Raw genomic sequence first — 20333 nt, 5'->3', positions numbered from 1 at the left:
CGGGCACGGACCGACGGGTGCTCGGTGCAGGCGACACCGGTCCCGTCACGGCGCGCCTGGTAGACAGGCCGCATGACCGTTCGATGGGGAGTGCTCGGGACCGGTGGCATCGCCCGGTCCTTCGTGGTGGACTGCACCGCCGCGGGGGGTGGAGTTCGTCGCGGTCGGGTCCCGTACCGAGGAGGGCGCCCGTGCCTTCGCGGAGGAGCACGGCATCCCGCGTGCACACGGCGACTACGCGTCCCTCGTCGCCGACGACCAGGTGGACGCCGTCTACGTGGCGACGCCGCACTCCCGGCACGCCGAGGACGCCCTCCTCGCGATCGCGGCCGGCAAGCACGTCCTCGTGGAGAAGGCCTTCACGATCACCGCGGCCCAGGCGCGGCGGGTCCGCGACGCCGCACGCGAGCGCGGAGTCCTCGTCGTCGAGGCGATGTGGACCCGGTTCCTGCCGCAGACCGCGATGATCCGCCGGGTCCTCGCCGAGGGGCGGATCGGGACGCCGCGGTTGGTCGAGGCGACCCACCACCAGGCCCTCCCGACCGACCCGCGGCACCGGCTCAACGACCCGGCGCTCGGTGGCGGCGCCCTCCTCGACCTCGGGGTGTACCCCGTCTCGTTCGCGGTCGACGTCCTCGGCGTCCCGACCGGTCTCGTGGCGGCCGGCACGCTCAGTGACCAGGGCGTCGACACCCAGATGGGGATCGTGATGACGCACGAGGGCGGTGCGCAGTCGACCGTGCACTTCGCGCTCGACGTGCGGAGCCCGAACAGCGCGTCGATCATCGGGACGGCTGGGCGGATCGACATCGACCCGACCTGGTACACGCCGACCACCTGGCGCATCCGGGACGCGGACGGGGCAGTGATCGAGGAGTTCGACGGGCGCGAGGAGCTCGCCGGCTACGCGCACGAGGCCCGTGCCCTCGAGGCCGCGGTCACGGCGGCGCCCGCCGGGGGCGGACCGGTCGAGACCGCGGAGGACGGTCCGGCCGGCATCGACCACACCGTCGCGGTGATGGCGGTCATGGACGAGGCACGTCGCCAGGTGGGCGTCCGCTACGCGGCCGACGACGCCGACTGACCGGCCGTTCCCGCACCGGACGGCCGGTCCCGCCCTGGAGGCCCGACCGCGCGTCTCGTAGGATCGTCCCGATGTCCGAGCAGTCACCCGAGCCGTCCGCCGGCGGTCCCGTCTCCCGTTCCGTCGCCGCGCTCCGTGCCTCCGCGAACCGCCGACCGGTCCCGTGGGCGATCGGCGGGCTCGTCGCGGTCCTCGTCGTCGGGTCCGGCGGCGCGGTCGCCGTGGGTGCTGCGAGCGGGGAGCAGCCGCGAGCCGCGGTGTCCGCCAGCGCCGCCCGGACGCCGACCGCCAGCGCGACGCCGACCGTGAGCCCCTCGGCGTCCCCGGAGCCGACGGCGACCGTCACGCCCACCGCGAAGCCGACCCCGACCCCGACGCCGAGCGCCCGTGCCGCCGCGCGGACCTGCTCGATCGCCGGTGCCGCCTCCGCGAGCGGCCTCGGTCGGTTCGAGGGGTACGTGATGAACGCGACCACCGGTGAGGAACTGTTCTCCCGCGACGGCGGCACCCCGGCCCAGACCGGCAGCGTGATGAAGACCCTCACGAGCGCGACCGCACTCGCCGTGCTCGGGGGCGACCACACCATCCCGACCACCGTCACCGACGAGGGCGACGGCACGATCGCCCTCGTCGGGCACGGTGACGCGACCCTGTCGGCGGGCAACGGCACCGTCTACCCCGGTGCACCCACGCTGCAGCAGCTCGCGCAGCAGGTGAAGGCCCGCCTCGGCGACGCGCCCGTCCGGTCGATCGTCGCGGACGGCACGTGGTGGAGCGAGGCCGACGCCTGGCACCCCACCTGGCCGGTGAGCGAGCGCACGATCGGCTACCAGCCCGAGGTGACCGCGCTCATGGTCGACGGTGACCGTGCGAACCCGGCCGCCGCCACCTCACCGCGCTCCGAGGACCCGATCGGCCGGGCCGGTGACGCGTTCCGGACGGCCCTGGTCAACGCAGGGGTCGTCGGGGCCGCGACGGCACCGGTCACGAAGCGCGCGACGACCTCGCAGGCCACGATCGCGCAGGTGCAGTCGCAGCCGGTCTCCACGCTCATCGGGCAGATGATCCCGAACTCGGACAACACCCTCGCCGAGATGCTCGCGCGGGTGTCCTCGAAGGAGGCCGGTGCGGGCGGGACCGCGGCGTCGCTCACCGGGGTGTACGCCTCGGCCCTGCGCGGCTACGGGGTCGACCCGGCCGGGATCACGATCATCGACGGTTCCGGGGAGAGTGCGGCCAACGCCGTGTCGCCGTCCTTCGTCGCCCACCTCATGGTCCCGGTGACCCGGGGTGAGCGAGGGCTCGGGACGCTCGCATCGGTGCTGCCGGTGTCCGGCGTCTCGGGCACCCTGTCGAGCCGCTTCACGGGGGCGAACGCCGACGCCCGGGGCAAGGTCCACGCCAAGACCGGGTGGATCGACAGTGCGAACACCCTGGGCGGCTTCATCGACGCCGCAGACGGCACGAAGCTGACGTTCGCGTTCTACGCCATCGGGTCGTCGCGGGCCGCCGCATTGCCGGCGCTCGACGCCGTGACGGCCGCCGCCTACCGCTGCGGCGGGTCCCTCGCCGCCTCCTGACCCGGCGCTCGCTGCGTCCTGACCCCGGCGTACCTGGCCGGACGGGTGCCCCGTCAACGGGTGCTCTGGTGCCAGGTGTTGGATGGGGTCATGGCTCGGGCACTGCTCATCATCGACGTCCAGAACGACTTCACCGAGGGCGGCGCGCTCGCGGTCGACGGAGGAGCGGCGGTGGCCGGACGGATCACCGCCTTCCTCCGACGGCACGCCGACGAGTACGACCTCGTCGTCGCCTCCCGCGACTGGCACGACGCCACCGGGGACAACGGCGGGCACTTCGCCGGCCCGGACGGCCCCGACTTCCGGACGACCTGGCCGGTGCACTGCGTGGCCGACAGCCCGGGTGCCGAGTACCACCCGGCGCTCGACCTGTCCGCCGTGGACGTGCACGTGCGGAAGGGGCAGGGCGAGCCGGCCTACTCGGCGTTCGAGGGGGACGACCGACACGGGCGCGGACCTGGTGGACGTCTTCTTCGACCGCGAGGTCCACGCCGTCGACGTCGTCGGCATCGCCACCGACCACTGCGTGCGGGCATCGGCGCTCGACGGCGTGCACGCGGGCCTGGACGTGTTCGTGTACGAGGACCTCGTCGTCGGCGTCGACCGCGCGGCCAGCGAGGCGGCGCTCGAGGAGGTCCGGGACGAGGGCGGCCACACCGGACGCAGTGACATGGACGAGGGGCGGCAGCGCCCGGGAGGAGCGGTCCTGTGACCGACACGACCGTCACGACCGACACGACCGACACGACCGACACGACCGACACGACCGTCACGACCGTCACCGACGAGCACGTCAGCGTCCCCGGCGTTCCCACCGGCCTGTTCATCGGGGGGCTCCTGGCGACCGGCCTCGGGCGGCGCGACGTTCGACGTCCGCGACCCGTCGACCGGCGCCGTCCTCGCGAGCGTGGCCGACGCCACACCGGAGGACGGCATCGCCGCGCTCGACGCCGCGGTCGCTGCACAGGAGGAGTGGGCCGCCACCGCCCCGCGCCGCCGCTCGGACCTGCTCCGCCGCGCCTTCGACCTCGTGCACGAGCACGCCGACGACATCGCCGCGGTGATGACGCTCGAGATGGGCAAGCCCCTCGCCGAGTCGCACGGCGAGGTCGTCTACGGCGCCGAGTTCCTCCGCTGGTTCTCCGAGGAGGCCGTCCGCATCGGCGGCGACTACCGGACGAACCCGGAGGGCACCGGTCGTGGCATCGTGCTGAAGCGCCCGGTCGGTCCGGTCTACGCGATCACCCCGTGGAACTTCCCGCTCGCGATGGCGACCCGGAAGATCGCACCGGCCCTCGCCGCCGGCTGCACGGTCGTGCTGAAGCCCGCCGACCTCACCCCGCTGACGACCCTGTACCTCGTCGAGCTGTTCCGCCGGGCCGGACTGCCGGACGGCGTGCTCAACGTCGTGCCGTCCTCGGACGCGAAGGCACTGTCCGCACCGGTCATCGCGGACCGTCGACTCCGGAAGCTCACCTTCACCGGCTCGACGCCGGTCGGGTCCGCGCTCCTCAAGCAGGCGGCCGACACCGTGCTGAGAACGAGCATGGAGCTCGGCGGCAACGCCCCGCTGCTCGTGTTCGACGACGCCGACCTGGACCGTGCGGTGGACGCCGCCATGCAGGCCAAGTTCCGGAACGTCGGGGAGGCCTGCACCGCCGCGAACCGGTTCTTCGTGCAGGAGGGCATCGCAGACGCGTTCACGGCGGCCCTGACCGAACGGATCGAGGCACTCCGCATCGGGCGCGGGACCGAGGACGGCACCGACATCGGCCCGCTCATCGACGGCCGGGCCGTCGACAAGGCGGCCGGGCTCGTCGACGACGCCGTCGAGCGTGGCGCCACGCTGGTGACGGGTGGTCGGCGGGTCGATCGTGCGGGCACGTACTACGCGCCGACGCTCCTCGACGACGTCCAGCCGGGGTCGGACATCCTGACGACCGAGATCTTCGGGCCCGTCGTCTCGATCACGCGGTTCGCCACCGAGGAGGAGGGCATCCGGCTCGCGAACGACACCGAGTACGGGCTCGTCGCCTACGCCTTCACCGAGGACATGCGGCGCGGGCAGCGCCTGGCCGAGCGGTTGGAGACGGGCATGCTCGGCTGGAACACCGGCGTGGTGTCGAACGCCGCGTTCCCGTTCGGCGGCGTCAAGGCGTCCGGCCTGGGCCGCGAGGGCTCGCACGAGGGCCTCGAGGAGTACCTGGAGACCGTGTACGTGCTCACCCCGGACCCCTTCGCCGCCTGACCCTGCGGGGCGGGGCGCTCAGACCAGCAGCTGGTGCTTCGCCAGGTCGCGGTAGAGCGGGGTGCTCTGCACCAGCTCGGAGTGCGTGCCGATGCCGACGACGCGGCCGTGCTCGAGCACGACGATGACGTCGGAGTCCACGACGGTCGACAGCCGGTGCGCGATGACGAGCAGCGTCCGGTCCTCGGCCACCGCGTCGATCGCCAGCCGCATCTTCTGCTCGTTCACCCCGTCGAGCGAGGACGTCGACTCGTCGAGCAGCAGGATCGGGGGAGCGGCGAGGAGCGCCCGGGCGATCGCGAGCCGCTGGCGTTCACCGCCGGAGAGCATCACGCCGTCCTCGCCGACCTGCGCGTCGAGTCCGCGCGGGTCGCGGTGGAGCACGTCGCCGAGGTTGACCGCTTCGAGCACCCGGACGCACTCGGACTCCGGCGCGTCCGGCGAGCCGAGCAGCAGGTTCGCGCGGATCGTGCCGGCGAGCACCGGGGCGTCCTGTTCGACGTAGCCGATCTGGGCACGGAGCTCGGCCCGGTCGAGGCCGCGGACGTCGAGCCCGCCGAGGCGGATGACGCCCTCGGTGGGGTCGTAGAAGCGCTCGATGAGGGCCAGGGTCGTGGACTTCCCGGCGCCCGACGGTCCGACGAGGGCGACCCGGGTGCCACGGGGCACGCTGAACGACACGTCGTGCAGGACAGCCTGCTCGCCGACGCCGGCGGTGGGAGCGGGGGCACTGACGTCCCCCGACCCGGCCGCTCCGTCCGACCCCACGGCGTCCGGTGTCGCGGCGTAGCGGAACGTGACGTGCTCGAAGGTGATGGCGTCGTCGGTCGCGACCGCGGCGGCGGGGTGGACGGCAGCGTCGTCCTGGTCCTCGGTCGGCAGGTGCAGGATCTCCTCGATGCGTCCGAGCGCGCCGAGGGCCTGCGCCACGGCGACGACCGCGCCGAGCGCCTGCCCGAGCGGCATGATCATCATGAAGAGCAGCAGGATGAACGTGATGAGGGTGGCGATCGTGATCGTCCCCGCCGCCACCTGCGCGCCGCCGATGCCGAGCACCGCGATGAACGCGACCTGCATGACGATGCTCGCGACCGGGACGACGAAGGCGGACATGCGCGCGATGACGAGCCCACGGCGGTAGGCCTCGGTCGCGTGTGCGTCGACCTCGCTGACCTCGCGGGCGGTGGCCCCGGCGGCGCGGATGGTCCGGACGGCGCCGATGCCCCGCTCGACCGCCGCCGTGAGGTCGCCGACCTTCTCCTGCGCGGCCTTCGAGGCGACCCGGATGCGCCGGCTGAGGCCGCCGACGACGACGACCGCGACGATGACGATCACGACGACCACGACGAGCAGCAGCGGGTCGATGACGGCCATCGCGACGACCGCGCCGACGAAGGTGAGGGCACCGCCGATCGACTCGATGAGGCCCTGGGTCAGGACGGCGCGGAGGAGCGTGGTGTCGCTGCCGACGCGGGACACCAGGTCGCCGGTGCGGCGGACGTCGAACTCCGAGATCGGCAGGTTGAGGATGCGGGCGATGAGCTTCCGCCGTGTCGACAGCACGACGCCCTCTCCGGCGCGCTGGAGCAGGAAGTGCTGCACACCGTTCAGGACGCCGGCGACGAGCACGAGGACGACGAGCGCCCACACGAGCGTCGACATGCCGGTACCCTGCTGGACCGCCGTGACGACCTGGTTGACGAGCAGCGGCTGGGCGAGGGACGCCGCGGCACCGAGGATGCTCAGCACGATGATGACGACCATCGCCGGCTTGTTCTCGAACAGGTAGGACAGCAGGCGGCCGAAGGTGGCACGGGGCCCGTCGGTCGGCTTCGGGCGTGCGAACGGGTTGCTCATCGTGCGTCGATTCTCTCACCGCTGCACCGACAGACGGACGGGAGGCTGTCCACCAGCCTGGTGGGCAGCCTCCCGTCCGATCAGGCCGCGGTCAGCGCGCGTCGCGTCCGGCCGCGACGGCCTGCCGCGCCTCGGCCTCGTCGAGGTCAGTGCCGCGCGTCTCGCGGACGAGCAGGAGCGCGACCAGGGTGACGACCGCCGCGATCGTCAGGTACAGGCCGACCAGGAAGATGTCCCCGTCCGGCTTCCACAGCGCGACCGCGATCGTCGGGGCCAGGGACGCCCCGAGGATCGACGCGAGGTTGTAGGCGAGCGCGGAGCCGGTGTAGCGGACGTTCGTCGGGAACAGCTCCGGCAGCAGGGCCCCCCATCGGCCCGAAGGTCAGTCCCATCAGCGACAGCCCGACGATGAGGAACGTGACGACCGTGATCGGGCCCTGCGACGCGGCGAACCACAGCTGGAAGGTCAGCCCGAAGAGCGCGATGCCGATCGTGGTCGGGATGAGCGTGCGACGACGTCCGAACTTGTCCGCGAGGATCCCGGCGACCGGCGTGAAGATCCCGAAGAACACGACGCCGATCATGAGGAGGGTGAGGAACTCACCGCGCGTGTACCCGAGGCCGACCTTCGGGACCATCGAGGTCGCGGTGGTGCCGTACGCCAGCGTGAAGGTCGTCATGAAGTAGAAGAGAACGTACGTGGCGACCATGCCGAAGGTGCCGACGACGACGGCCTGCCACGAGGTGCGGAACACCCGGGCGAGCGGGACCTTCGCGACCGAGCCGGTCTCCTGCACGCCGCGGAAGGCGGGCGACTCGACGAGCCGGAACCGCACGTAGAGGCCGATGAGCACGAGCACGGCGGACAGCAGGAACGGGATGCGCCATCCCCAGGCCTGGAAGTCGGCGTTCGGGGTGCCGTCCGCACCGGCCGGCATGGCGGCGTTGATCGCGATGAACAGACCGTTCGCCAGGAGGAACCCGATCGGGGCGCCGAGCTGCGGCATCGAGCCGAACACCCCGCGCTTGCCCTGCGGCGCGTTCTCGGTCGCGAGGAGCGCGGCGCCGGACCATTCGCCGCCGAGGCCGACGCCCTGCGCGAAGCGCATCACGGCGAGGAGCACGGGCGCCCAGATGCCGATCGTGTCGAAGGTCGGCAGGCAGCCGATGAGGAACGTCGCCGTCCCCATCACGAGCAGCGAGGCGACGAGGGTGGTCTTCCGGCCGATGCGGTCCCCGAAGTGGCCGAAGAGGACGGAGCCGACCGGGCGGGCGAAGAACGCCAGCGCGAAGGTGACGAAGGAGGACAGCTGCGACGCGGTCGGGTCCTCGTTCGGGAAGAAGAGCGTCGGGAACACGAGGACCGCGGCCGTCGCGTAGACGTAGAAGTCGTAGAACTCGATGGAGGTGCCGACGAGGCTCGCGATGACGACGCGCGAGCGCGGGTTCGTCTTCGGGGCGGACGTCGGGGTGGCCGGTGCGGCGGTCATGGGCGTGAGGGCACTTTCGCGGTGCGCGCGCTCGCGGGGGGAGCGCAGCGTGGGGCCGGACTGCGGACGCCGACCGGTTCGCGCGGGGTGGCGCGGACACCGGGTCGGGTGCGTTCGGGGTGGTGGTCCCGCTCGTGACGGGGTCCTCAGTGTACGACGGATGTCGCCCACCTGCGAATCCGCCCGGAAGGAGCCGTCAGTTGGCCGCGCCGGTCGCGAGGTGGTCGGGGAGCGTGTGGCCCATCCGGTCGCGCTTCGTGTCGAGGTACCCGGCGTTCTGCGCGGAGACACCGACCACGAGGGGGGACCAGGGCGTCCACCGCGATGCCGTGCTCGACGAGCTGCCGACGCTTCTCGGGGTTGTTCGTCAGCAGCCGCACGCGCGTGATGCCGAGGTCGGCGAGGATGCCGGCCGCGCCGCCGTACTCGCGGGAGTCGGCGGGGAGCCCGAGCGCGAGGTTGGCGTCGAGGGTGTCGAGCCCGTCCTCCTGCAGGCGGTACGCCTTGAGCTTGTTGATGAGCCCGATGCCGCGCCCCTCGTGCCCGCGCAGGTACACGACGACCCCGCCCTCGGCCGCGATCGTGTCGAGGGCCGCGTCGAGCTGCGGACCGCACTCGCACTTCAGCGACCCGAACGCCTCACCGGTCAGGCACTCGGAGTGCACCCGCACGAGCGCCCCGTCGGTCGGTGCCGACCCGTCCGGAGCGGTCGCGATGACGGCGACGTGCTCCGCGCTCGTCACGAGGTCCCGGTAGGCACGCATCTCGAACGTGCCGTGCGTGGTCGGGACCTTCGTGGCGACCTCGAACTGGACCGGGCTCCCGGGGGGTGGCGGAGGTCAGTGCGTCGGTCATGGGGTGCTCCGGTCGGTGGGGGGCCCCGTCGACCGCGTGATCGGACCGCTGGGGGGACCGGACGGGCGCGGACCAGCAGATCGGGGCCGAGGCTGGACGTCGACAGTACACGCAACATCCGCGCTCCCTGGATGCTTCCCACCCCGATGTCGTCGAGTGCCACCCGGGGACCGCCGAGCAGCACGGGGGCGAGGTAGACGAGCAGCTCGTCGGCGAGCCCGGCCGCGATGAACGCCGACGCGACGGTCGGCCCGCCCTCGACGAGCACGCTGTGCACCCCCCTGCTCGCGGAGGGACCGGAGTGCGCCGTCCAGGTCGTGGCCGGGGATCGTGACGAGACCACGGGGGGTGCCGGTGCAGGGCCGCGTCGGCAGGCAGCGGCCGGTCGCCGAGGACGACGGGCAGGGGCTGGTCGGCGAGGAACTCCCCGGCGTCGCCGCGGGCGGTCAGGCTCGGGTCGTCCGCCAGCGCGGTCCCGGTACCGACGAGGACGGCGTCGTGCGCGGCACGCTGCTCGTGCACGTGCTGCCGGGCGGCGGCACCGGTGATCCACCGGCTCGACCCGTCCGCCGCCGCAGCGCGGCCGTCGAGGCTGGAGGCCCACTTCACCGTCACCCAGGGTCGCCCGAGCCGGACCGAGAGCAGCCACCGCTCGAGGAACGCCTCGGCGTCGTCGGCGAGGACCCCCCGGCACGACGTCGACGCCGGCGGCACGGAGCCGGTCCGCCCCGCCGTGTGCCGCCGCCCCCCGGGTCGTCGACGGCGTACACGACCCGGCCGACGCCGGCGTCGATGAGGGCGACCGAGCAGGGCCCGGTCCGGCCGGTGTGGTCGCACGGCTCCATGGTCACGACGGCGGTCGCACCGCGGAGCAGGGCCGGATCGACCTTCCGCATCGCGTCGACCTCGGCGTGCGCGGTACCGGCGCCCTTGTGCCAGCCCTCTGCCAGCACGTCACCCGCGGGGGGAGAGGAGGACGGCGCCGACCCGGGCGTGGTCGCCGACGGCGGGGCCGCGGGCGGCGAGCTCGAGCGCCCGGCGCATGGCGCGGACCTCGACGTCGCGGACCCCGACGTCGCGGACCGGGGTCGTGTCGGGTGCGGAGTCGCTCACGGAGCGAGACTACCGGCGGGGCCCGTCATCGAGTCGGGCGGCCAGGGCAGGTCCGACGCCGGGGTGCCGTCCGCCCGACGGAGCCCCTTCCACGCGGCGGCGGGGGGACCCGTCCCGGTTCGGGACGAGGGCGTCGCCGGTGCCGGTGTACGCGAAGCCGGCGCGCCGGGCGACCGCGGCCGAGGCGGTGTTGCCGACGTAGCACTCCCAGTACACGTCGGGCGCGCCGCGGTCGAACGCGAACCCGACGACGAGCTCGACGGCGTCGTGCACGAGCCCGAGGCCCCGGGCAGACGGGGCGAGCCAGAACCCGAGGTCCCGGCGGGCGGTCCGGTAGCTGATCACCCCGTCGAGCCAGGTCGAACCGGGTCGACGGATCGCCCAGGTGTACTCACGGTCGGAGGCCCACCCCGGCCCGACGAGCGCGTCGACGAACGTCGTGGCGTCCTGCTGTCGGTAGGGCTGCGGGATCGTCGTCCAGCGCACGATCTCCGGGTCCTGGCAGGCTTGCGTGATCGCGGGCGCGTCGGTGCGGGTGGGGACGTCGAGCCGGACCCGCGCCGACTCGAGCGTGACGGGGAGCACGGGCGCTCAGCGGGCGCGCGGCACGAAGCCGATGGCGTCGTAGACGCGGGCGAGCGTGGCATCCGCGATCGCCTCGGCGCGCTCGGCACCGACGGCCAGCAGGCGGTCCAGCTCGGCCGGGTCGTCGAGGAGTTCGAGGGTGCGGGCGCGCACCGGTTCGAGTTCGGCGACGACGGCGTCCGCCACCGCACCCTTGAGGTCGCCGTAGCCCTTGCCGGTGAACGACGTCTCGAGGTCGGTGACCGCGGTGCCGGTGAAGGCGGAGAGGATCGCGAGCAGGTTCGTCACGCCCGGCTTCGCCTGCCGGTCGGCACGGATCTCGCGCTCGGTGTCCGTCACGGCCGACCGGATCTTCTTGGCGGTCCGCTTCGGGTCGTCGAGCAGGCGGACGAGGCCGTTGTCGGACGCGGCCGACTTGCTCATCTTGCTGGTCGGGTCCTGCAGGTCGTAGATGCGAGCGGTCTCGGAACCGATCCGGGCCTCCGGGACGACGAACGTGTCGCCGAAGCGCGAGTTGAAGCGCTGGGCCAGGTCGCGCGTCAGTTCGACGTGCTGGCGCTGGTCGTCGCCGACCGGGACGACCGCCGTGTCGTAGAGCAGGATGTCCGACGCCATGAGGATCGGGTACGTGAACAGGCCGACCGAGGCGGCTTCCGCACCCTGGCGCGCCGACTTGTCCTTGAACTGGGTCATCCGGCTCGCCTCGCCGAAGCCCGTCAGGGTGTTCAGCACCCAGGCGAGCTCGGCGTGCGCGGGGACGTGCGACTGCACGAACAGCGTCGACTTCGACGGGTCGATGCCCGAGGCGATGTACTGCGCCGCGGTCGCCCGGGTGCTCGCCCGCAGTTCCGCGGGGTCCTGCGGGGAGGTGATCGCGTGCATGTCGACCACGCAGTAGATGGCGTCGTGGTCGTCCTGCAGGTCGCGCCACTGCATGAGGGCGCCGATGTAGTTGCCGAGGTGGAGCGACCCGGCCGAGGGCTGGATGCCGGAGAAGATGCGCGTGCTGGTCATGCGGAGAGTCCTGGTGCTGGGGAGCGAGCGGGGGGATCAGAGGTCGTAGTCGACGACCACGGGGGGCGTGGTCGGACCATCGCTGGTCGTACGCGGCGGCGCGGTCCACGGTGTACGAGGTCACGGTCGCGGCGAGCTCGGGCGTCGCGACCTGGTAGTCGATGCGCCACCCGGAGTCGTTGTCGAACGCCTGACCGCGCCAGGACCACCACGTGTACGGGCCGTCGACGTCGCCGGCCTGGGCGCGACCGACGTCGACCCAGCCGAGACCCGGACCGGTGGAGCCGTCCGCCCCCCTCGACCTGCTCGCCCTCGGCCCCGAAGAACCGGCTGAAGTAGGCGCGCTCGCGCGGCAGGAAGCCGGCGCGCTTGACGTTGCCCTTCCAGTTCTTGATGTCGCGCTGGTCGTGGCCGACGTTCAGGTCACCGACCACCACGGCGAGCGGGTTGTGCGCGCGGAGCGCGGGCAGGCGCTCGGTCATGGCGTCGAGGAACTTCCACTTCTCGACCTGCTTCGGGGTGTCGACCTCGCCCGAGTGCACGTAGGTCGACACGACGGTGACGGTGCGGCCACCGATCTCGTAGTCGGCCTCGAGCCAGCGGCCGGCGGAGTCGAAGTCCTCCGCCCCGAGCTCGACCCGGTGCAGGTGGGCCCGGTGCCGCGAGGCGATGGCGACGCCGGCGCGGCCCTTGGCGGTGGCGGGGTCGTGCACGACGTCCCACTCATCGCCGAGCAGGCCGGTCAGGTCCTCGGTCGAGGCGCGCACCTCCTGCAGGGCGAGGACGTCGACGTCGCGCTCGGCGAGCCAGTCGCCCATGCCCTTCCGGAACGCGGCACGGATGCCGTTGACGTTGACGGTCGCGAGGCGCAGGCGTGTCATGCACCAACCCTACCGGCGCGCCCCGACGCCCCGGGCGTGCCCGCGGGAGGGGCGACCGGACGACGGACGGGAGGCCCGTCACCAGCTGGTGACGGGCCTCCCGTCGGCACGGCGACCGTGTGGTCGCGCGGACTCCGGACGCGCGTCAGGCCGCGTCGTGGTCCGTCTGCAGGAAGTCGACGAGGCTGTCCGCGGTGGTCTCGGCGTCGTCGCCGGACACGGTCAGCACGACCTCGTCACCGTTCTCCACACCGAGGCCGAGCAGGCCGAGGATGCTGCCGGCGTTGGCCGACTTCTCACCCTTGGCGATCGTGACCTGGTGGCCGGACGCGGTGACGTTCTGGACGAACAGCGAGGCGGGGCGGGCGTGCAGGCCGGACGCGCTCGCGACGGTGACGGTGCGGGTGGCTTCGGACATCGATGGACTCCTGTCGATGGGTGGTGCGCTCATGCTAGCGAGCGCCTGGCGGGTGGTTCCCGGGTCTCGTGGACGCGGACGGCCGACGTGCGGGGACGGTCAGTCGCGCCCGGGCCAGAAGACCTCGGTACCGGCGGCCTCGACCTCGCGGACGAGGTCCAGGTTGACGCCGGGGTCGGTGATGATCGTGTCGATCGCGGCGAGCGGGGCGACCCGGCCGAACTCCTCGCGCCCGAACTTGGTGTGGTCGGCGAGCAGGATGCTCCGGCGGGCGGACTTGATCATGGCGCTCTTCACGGCCGCCTCGGCCATGTTGTGCGTCGTCAGGCCGCGCTCGGGGGTGATCCCGTTGATGCTGACGAACGCGACGTCGACGCTCACCATGCCGATGAGCTGGTGCGTCCACGTGCCGACGCCCGCGAGCGAGTCGCTGCGGATGTTGCCACCGAGCAGGTGCAGGTCGATGCCGGGCCGGTTCGCGACGGCCATCGCGACGGGGAGCGAGTGCGTGACGACGGTGAGGCCGCGGTCGGTCGGCAGCAGCTCGGCGAGGCAGATCGTCGACGTGCCGGCGTCGATCATCACCGACCCGTTCTCGGGCAGCTCCTCGAGCGCGGCCTCGGCGATGACCATCTTCTCCGTCTGGTTGATGCCGCCGCGGTCACCGACGCCCGGGTGCAGGGTGACGCGCTCGACGGGGATCGCACCACCGTGGGCACGCCGGACGAGCCCGCGGCGCTCCAGGCTCGTCAGGTCGCGTCGGATTGTCTCCGGCGTGACGGCGAGCAGTTCGGCGAGGTCCTTCACGTCGACCCGGCCGTGCGCGCGCGCCTGTTCGACGATGCGCTGGTGGCGTTCTGGTGCGTACATCGGTGCCTCGTCGGATCGGAACGGACAAGCTCGGGCACGATCGCCGCGAGTGACCCGCGGCCGGACGTCCCGGCAGACGCAAACGGGCATCTGTTTCTGCATTTTTATCCCCGGATGTGTTTGTTTGTCAACGCGGGGCGATGTAAGGTGCTGCAAGACCGTCCGGATGCAGCACGCCCCGGATGCAGCACCGCCCCCCGAACCGCCCACCGCTGCTGCGCGTGAGATGAAGGAGTCTCCCCATGTCCGATCTGCTCGGAACCGGCGTCGGTCGCGGCGTTGCCCACGGCCCGGTGCTCCGGATGGCGGACCCGCTGGGAGAGCCGTCGACCACCCCGCTCGAGGGCTCGGCCGAGGACGCGAAGCAGGCCGTGCACGCCGCGCTCGCCGCGGTCGCCGAGGACCTCACGAAGCGCGGCCAGCTCGCAGGCGGCGACGCCCAGGCCGTGCTCGAGGCGCAGGCGCTCATGGCGCAGGACCCGACCCTCCTCGACGACGTGCACGCGCGCATCGACGGCGGCACGAACGCCGAGCGTGCCGTGTACGAGGCGTTCGCGCAGTTCCGCGACCTGCTCGTCGGCATGGGCGGCTACATGGGGGGAGCGCGCGGCCGACCTCGACGACGTCGCCCAGCGCATCGTCGCGAAGCTCCGCGGCGTCCCGGCCCCCCGGCGTCCCCGAGTCGGACGCCCCGTTCGTGCTTGTCGCCCGCGACCTCGCACCGGCCGACACCGCGCTCCTCGACCTCGACAAGGTCCTCGCCCTCGTCACCCGTGACGGCGGCCCGACCTCGCACACCGCGATCCTCGCCCGCGCCAAGGGCATCACGGCCGTCGTCGGCGTGAGCGGTGCCGACGACCTGGTCGAGGGGCAGCAGGTCGTCGTCGACGCCGTCGCCGGCACCGTCGTGACCGACCCCTCCGCCGAACTCGTCGCCGACGTCGAGCAGCGCATCGCCGACCGGCGCGCCGCCGCCGCCGCACCGCTCACGGCGGGCGCGCTCGCCGACGGGCACGTCGTCCCGCTGCTGGCGAACCTCGGCAGCCCCGCCGACGCGCAGGCCGCGGTGGACCTCGGCGCCGAGGGCGTCGGACTGTTCCGCACCGAGTTCCTGTTCCTCGACGCGCCGACGGCACCGACGGTGGAGTCGCAGCAGAAGTCGTACGAGCAGCTGCTCGCCGCGTTCCCCGGCAAGAAGGTCGTGGTCCGCGCGCTCGACGCCGGTGCCGACAAGCCGCTCCCGTTCCTCACCGACAAGGACGAGGAGAACCCGGCGCTCGGTCGTCGTGGCCTCCGCGCCCTGCGGAACCAGGAGCAGGTCCTCCGCGACCAGCTCACCGCACTCGCCCGGGCCGACGCCGCGACCGAGGCCGACCTCTGGGTGATGGCCCCGATGGTCGCCGACGCCGAGGAGACCGAGTACTTCGTCGGGCTCGCCCGCGAACTCGGCATCCGCACCGCCGGCGTGATGGCCGAGGTGCCGTCGCTCGCGCTGATGGCCGAGCAGGTGTTCCGCTCCGCCGACTTCGTGTCGATCGGCACGAACGACCTGACGCAGTACACGATGGCCGCCGACCGGATGCTCGGCACCGTCGCGAGCTACCAGGACCCGTGGCACCCCGCCGTCCTGCGCCTCGTCGCGCAGCTCGGTGCGGCCGGTGCCGACGCCGGCAAGGCGGTCGGCATCTGCGGTGAGGCGGCAGCCGACCCGCTGCTCGCCGTCGTCCTCGTCGGACTCGGTGCCACCACCCTCTCCATGACCCCCCGCGGCCCTCGCCGACGTGCGTGCCGAACTCGGCCAGCACACCCTCGACGAGGCCCGCGAGATGGCGACGGCAGCACTCGCCGCGAGCACGGCAGCGACCGCCCGGTCCGCCGCCGCAGCCGCGGTGCACGCCGCCTGACCCGCCCCCCTCCCGCACCACTCCCGATCCCTGCAGCAGCACACACACAGAGAGTCAACGCACATGACAACGTCGTCCGTTGCAGCGCCAGACACCCGCGACAAGTCGCGGGGTGGCGCTCGCGTCGCCGTCCAGAAGTTCGGCACGTTCCTGTCCGGCATGGTGATGCCAAACATCGCGATCTTCATCGCGTGGGGCCTCATCACCGCGTTCTTCATCGAGACCGGCTGGACGCCCGTCGGCGTCCTCGGCGGCTTCGGCGAGACGGACGGCGTGGCCAACATCGGCCTCGTCGGCCCGATCCTGACCTACCTCATCCCGCTCGCGATCGCCTTCCAGGGCGGCCGGATGGTCTACGACACCCGCGGCGCGGTCGTCGGTTCGATCATGGCCATGGGCGTCATCATCGGCGCCAACGGCACGATCATGATCCTCGGCGCGATGATCTGCGGCCCGCTCGGCGCCTGGCTCATCAAGCAGATCGACAAGATCTGGGACGGCAAGATCAAGCCCGGCTTCGAGATGCTCGTGAACAACTACGCGGCCGGCATCCTCGGCTTCGTGCTCGCGCTGATCGGGTTCTTCTGGCTCGCCCCGCTGTTCAAGCTCATCGCCGAGGGCCTCGGCGCCGCGGTGAAGTTCCTCGTCGACAGCTCGCTGCTGCCGCTCGCCAGCGTCATCATCGAGCCGGCCAAGGTCTTCTTCCTCAACAACGCGATCAACCACGGCGTGCTCGACCAGCTCGGCGCGCAGCAGGTCCAGGACTCCGGCAAGTCGATCCTGTTCCTCCTCGAGGCGAACCCCGGTCCCGGTCTCGGCATCCTCCTCGCCTTCACCTTCTTCGGTGTCGGCATCGCCCGCTCGACCGCTCCCGGTGCGATCCTCATCCAGTTCTTCGGTGGCATCCACGAGATCTACTTCCCGTACGTGCTGCAGAAGCCGATCCTGTTCGTCGCCGTCATCCTCGGCGGCGCGACCGGTGTCGCCACGAACGTCGCCTTCCAGTCCGGCCTCGTCGCCCCGGCGTCGCCCGGTTCGATCATCGCGGTCCTCACCGCGACGGCGAAGGACAGCTACGTCGGCGTCATCCTCTCGGTGGTCCTGTCGGCGGCCGTGTCCTTCGCGGTGGCCTCGTTCTTCCTCCTCGCCAGCCGCAAGCGTGACCTCGCCGCGGGCAACGCCGGCGACATGAGCGCCGCCATGGCGAAGCTCCAGCAGAACAAGGGCCGCGACGTCAACGCCGCGACCTCGGGCCTGCTCGGCGACAACTCCCCGGCCAACGAGGAAGAGGCCCAGGCCTCGCTCGGCGGCGTCGGTTCTGCCAGCACCGCCACGGCGACGCGCGTCGAGAACGTCGTCTTCGCCTGCGACGCCGGCATGGGCTCGAGCGCCATGGGTGCGAGTGTCCTGCGGAACAAGATCAAGAAGGCTGGTATCGAGGGTGTGACGGTCGTCAACAAGGCGATCGCGAACCTCTCGGGTGACGAGGACCTCATCATCACCCAGGAGGAGCTCACGGACCGCGCGAAGCAGAAGAACCCGAACGCCCAGCACGTCTCGGTCGGCAACTTCATGAACGCTCCGCAGTACGACCAGGTCGTCGACCAGCTCAAGAACCAGTAAGACAAGAGCACGATGGGAGAGGGGACGGGCGACCGTCCCCTCTTCCGCCGTCACCCACGAACAAGGAGACCCCGAATGCCCGTCCTGCAGGAGAGCCAGATCCGCATCCACACCGAGGACGCCGCGCCGACCAAGTCGGAGGCGATGAAGGAGGCGGCTGCGATCCTCCAGGACGCCGGTGCGGTCACCGCGGACTACTACCCCGCCATGCTCGAGCGCGAGAAGAGCGTCTCGACCTACATGGGCAACTTCCTGGCGATCCCGCACGGGACGAACGACGCGAAGGACGCCATCAAGGCGTCGGCGCTCTCGTTCGTCCGGTACGCCACCCCGATCGACTGGGACGGCAACGACGTCCGGTTCGTCGTGGGCATCGCGGGGGGTCAACAACGAGCACCTCGACATCCTCAGCAAGATCGCGATCGTGTTCTCCGACGAGGACCAGGTCCAGGCCCTGACCGAGGCGCCCGACGCCGCGGCCGTCCTCGCGATCCTCGGTGAGGTCAACGAGTGAGCACCGCCGTCCACTTCGGCGCCGGCAACATCGGCCGCGGCTTCGTCGGCCTCCTGCTGCACCAGGCCGGCTACGAGGTCGTCTTCGCCGACGTCGCCGCACCGCTCATCGACGCCCTCGCCGCCGCCGACACGTACACCGTGCACGAGGTCGGCGCAGGTGCGCAGGACCACGAGGTCACCGGCTTCCGCGCCGTGAACAGCGCGCAGGACGAGGCCGGCGTCGTCGCCGAGATCGCGACCGCCGACATCGTCACCTGCGCGGTCGGCCCGACCGTCCTCAAGTTCATCGCACCCGTCATCGCGAAGGGCCTGCAGGAGCGTTCCGTCGACGCCGCCCCGCTCGTCGTGATGGCGTGCGAGAACGCGATCAACGCGACGGACCGCCTCCGCGAGTTCATCGTCGCCGCCCTGCCCGAGGACGCGCGCGAGGGCGCGCTGGCCAAGGCCGTGTTCGCCAACACCGCCGTCGACCGGATCGTGCCCGCGCAGCCCGCGGACGGCGGCCTCGACGTCACGGTCGAGACCTACTTCGAGTGGGCCATCGACCGCACGCCCTTCGCCGGTGCCGAGCCGACGATCCCCGGCGCGCACTACGTCGACGGCCTCGCCGCATCGATCGAGCGCAAGCTCTTCACCGTGAACACCGGCCACGCCACGGTCGCCTACCACGGCTTCCTCGCCGGCGCGGACAAGATCTCGGACGCCGTCGCCCTCCCGACCGTGCGCTCGGCGCTGGAGGCCGTGCTCGCCGAGACGAGCGACCTGCTCGTCCGCCGGCACGAGCTCGACCCCGAGGTGCACCGCGCCTACGTCGAGGCGATCATCGCCCGCTTCGAGAACCCGCACCTCCCGGACACGGTCACCCGTGTCGGTCGGCAGCCCCTCCGGAAGCTCTCGCGCGACGAGCGCTTCGTCTCCCCGGCGGCGGCCCTGGCGGAGAACGGCGCCGAGCCGACGGCACTGCTCGACGCGATGGCAGCGGTGCTCCGCTTCGACGTCGCGGACGACGAGCAGAGCGTCGAACTCCAGGCACTGCTGCGGTCCGACCGGTCGGACGCCGACATCGCGTCCGAGATCACCGGTCTCGGCGGTGAACACCCGCTGCACGCGTCCTTCACCGGACGGGTCGGAGCGGCGCGCGCCTGAGCGCTCGCGACCACGAGACGGACGGGAGGCCCGGTACCAGCTGGTACCGGGCCTCCCGTCCGTCTCGGCATCGCCTGTCGACCGAGCGATCGGCTCCGAGTACCGTCGCGGCCATGACGAAGCAGTGGGTGGCGACGCGTCCCGGTGGCAGTGAGACCTTCGAACTGGTGGACGTCGCGGTCCCGGCGCCCGGTCCCGGTGAGGTGACCGTCAGCGTCCGGGCCGCCGGTGTGAACCCGGCCGATGCCAAGCACACCCGGGACGGCGACCCCGCCGACTTCCCGCTCCCGATCGGGTACGAGGTCGCGGGCGTCGTCACGGCGGTCGGGCCGGACACGGACATCGCCTCGGGCCCGGTCGCACCGGGCGACGAGGTCCTGGCGTTCCGGGTGCGGGGCGGATGGGCCGAGGCGGTCACCCTGCCAGCCCGTGACGTCTTCGCGAAGCCGCCCGCGATGGGGTTCGCGGAGGCCGCGAACCTGCTGCTCGCCGGCACGACCGCTGCGGACCTCATCCGGGTGACCGACGTCGCCGCCGGTGAGACCGTGCTCGTGCACGGAGCCTCCGGGGCCGTCGGCGTCAGCCTGCTGCAACAGCTCCGGATGCTCGGGGCGCGAGCGATCGGCACCGCCTCCGCCGCGAACACCGACACCGTCCGCCGCTCCGGCGGCGAGTGGGTCCCGTACGGCGACGGCCTGGAAGCGCGGGTCCGCGACCTCGCGCCGCATGGCGTCGACGTGGCCCTGGACTGCGTCGGCTCCGACGAGGCCGTCGACGTCTCACTCGCGTTGGTCGCCGACCGGGCACGCATCGCGACGATCGCGGCCTTCACCCGCGCTCCGGACGCGGGGATCACGGCCATCGGCGGGTCGCAGCCGGAGAGCGCGGCCTTCCGCGACGCCGTCCGGCAGCGGCTCGTCGACCTGGCCGGTCGAGGGGAACTCGTCGTCCCGGTCGCTCGGACGTTCCCGCTCACCGAGGCACGCGCGGCGCTCGACCTGCTCGAGTCCGGGCACCCGGGCGGGAAGATCGCCCTCCTGCCCTGAAGTCGGTCGTCGTCGGACATCGAGCACTGGCACACTGGGTGCAGCGCGCCGGGCCAGCGTGCGGGGGGAGTGGGGCGGCCGTGACCGACGTCGCGGAGGTCCA

10 protein-coding genes and 8 pseudogenes are annotated in these 20333 nt (G+C 72.3%); 9 read left to right on the top strand and 9 right to left on the bottom strand.

Annotation, left to right across the window (positions count from 1 at the left end; translation table 11 throughout):
- The first annotated feature begins 148 nt into the window (after window positions 1-148).
- The 4 genes and pseudogenes from DEJ15_RS13545 (at window position 149) to DEJ15_RS13530 (ending at window position 4912) form a co-directional block, all read left to right on the top strand.
- Complete coding sequence (locus DEJ15_RS13545) at window positions 149-1084, top strand: Gfo/Idh/MocA family protein (RefSeq protein WP_349814716.1); 936 nt, start codon at window positions 149-151, stop codon at window positions 1082-1084.
- A gap of 71 nt (window positions 1085-1155) precedes the next feature.
- A complete protein-coding gene (dacB, locus tag DEJ15_RS13540) occupies window positions 1156-2664 on the top strand; it encodes a D-alanyl-D-alanine carboxypeptidase/D-alanyl-D-alanine endopeptidase (protein ID WP_110824579.1) in 1509 nt (502 codons plus the stop codon).
- A gap of 90 nt (window positions 2665-2754) precedes the next feature.
- Window positions 2755-3376 (top strand): annotated as a pseudogene (locus DEJ15_RS13535) (isochorismatase family protein).
- Window positions 3377-3483: 107 nt separating this feature from the next.
- A pseudogene (locus tag DEJ15_RS13530) lies at window positions 3484-4912 on the top strand (NAD-dependent succinate-semialdehyde dehydrogenase).
- An 18-nt stretch (window positions 4913-4930) separates the two neighbouring features.
- Here DEJ15_RS13530 and DEJ15_RS13525 read toward each other — a convergent pair.
- From DEJ15_RS13525 to DEJ15_RS13485, 9 genes and pseudogenes are all read right to left on the bottom strand, one after another.
- Complete coding sequence (locus tag DEJ15_RS13525; protein WP_110824576.1) at window positions 4931-6769, bottom strand: ABC transporter ATP-binding protein; 1839 nt, start codon at window positions 6767-6769, stop codon at window positions 4931-4933.
- 91 nt (window positions 6770-6860) lie between these two features.
- A pseudogene (locus DEJ15_RS13520) lies at window positions 6861-8259 on the bottom strand (MFS transporter).
- A gap of 196 nt (window positions 8260-8455) precedes the next feature.
- Window positions 8456-9089, bottom strand: a pseudogene (ribA, locus tag DEJ15_RS13515) (GTP cyclohydrolase II); the annotation flags it as partial.
- 83 nt (window positions 9090-9172) lie between these two features.
- Window positions 9173-10158, bottom strand: a pseudogene (gene ribD / locus DEJ15_RS19655) (bifunctional diaminohydroxyphosphoribosylaminopyrimidine deaminase/5-amino-6-(5-phosphoribosylamino)uracil reductase RibD); the annotation flags it as partial.
- Window positions 10159-10236: 78 nt separating this feature from the next.
- Window positions 10237-10812, bottom strand: a complete 576-nt coding sequence (locus DEJ15_RS13505; protein WP_284175133.1) for a GNAT family N-acetyltransferase — start codon at window positions 10810-10812, stop codon at window positions 10237-10239.
- A 6-nt stretch (window positions 10813-10818) separates the two neighbouring features.
- Window positions 10819-11826, bottom strand: coding sequence for a tryptophan--tRNA ligase (gene trpS / locus DEJ15_RS13500; protein WP_110824572.1), 1008 nt, complete (start codon window positions 11824-11826; stop codon window positions 10819-10821).
- Between the two features lie 36 nt (window positions 11827-11862).
- Window positions 11863-12707: pseudogene (locus DEJ15_RS13495) on the bottom strand (exodeoxyribonuclease III).
- Window positions 12708-12852: 145 nt separating this feature from the next.
- On the bottom strand, window positions 12853-13125 hold the full coding sequence (locus DEJ15_RS13490) for an HPr family phosphocarrier protein (protein ID WP_110824570.1): 273 nt from the start codon (window positions 13123-13125) through the stop codon (window positions 12853-12855).
- Window positions 13126-13224: 99 nt separating this feature from the next.
- Entirely contained in the window at window positions 13225-13995 is a 771-nt protein-coding gene (locus DEJ15_RS13485) for a DeoR/GlpR family DNA-binding transcription regulator (RefSeq protein WP_110824569.1), read from the bottom strand.
- Between the two features lie 242 nt (window positions 13996-14237).
- On the opposite strand from DEJ15_RS13485, the pseudogene ptsP reads away from it, so the two are divergent.
- The 5 genes and pseudogenes from ptsP to DEJ15_RS13460 all read left to right on the top strand — a co-directional run bounded on the left by ptsP (window position 14238) and on the right by DEJ15_RS13460 (window position 20230).
- Window positions 14238-15899, top strand: a pseudogene (gene ptsP, locus DEJ15_RS13480) (phosphoenolpyruvate--protein phosphotransferase).
- 63 nt (window positions 15900-15962) lie between these two features.
- Window positions 15963-17522: a PTS mannitol transporter subunit IIBC gene (locus DEJ15_RS13475; RefSeq protein WP_181419564.1), complete on the top strand. Its 1560-nt coding sequence runs from the start codon at window positions 15963-15965 to the stop codon at window positions 17520-17522.
- A gap of 75 nt (window positions 17523-17597) precedes the next feature.
- A pseudogene (locus tag DEJ15_RS13470) lies at window positions 17598-18036 on the top strand (PTS mannitol transporter subunit IIA).
- Window positions 18033-19184 carry a mannitol-1-phosphate 5-dehydrogenase gene (locus DEJ15_RS13465; RefSeq protein ID WP_110824565.1) on the top strand — a complete coding sequence of 384 codons (1152 nt, stop codon included), beginning with the start codon at window positions 18033-18035 and terminating at the stop codon, window positions 19182-19184. Before DEJ15_RS13470 ends, DEJ15_RS13465 begins: the two are co-directional and overlap by 4 nt.
- Window positions 19185-19297: 113 nt before the next feature.
- Window positions 19298-20230: an NADP-dependent oxidoreductase gene (locus DEJ15_RS13460; protein WP_110824564.1), complete on the top strand. Its 933-nt coding sequence runs from the start codon at window positions 19298-19300 to the stop codon at window positions 20228-20230.
- The last annotated feature ends 103 nt before the right edge of the window (window positions 20231-20333 follow it).

It is taken from the genome of Curtobacterium sp. MCJR17_043 (assembly GCF_003224315.2).
Taxonomy (GTDB): Bacteria; Actinomycetota; Actinomycetes; order Actinomycetales; family Microbacteriaceae; genus Curtobacterium.
Note: the sequence above shows the minus strand (reverse complement) of the source record. Positions and strands in the feature narration are given on the sequence as shown.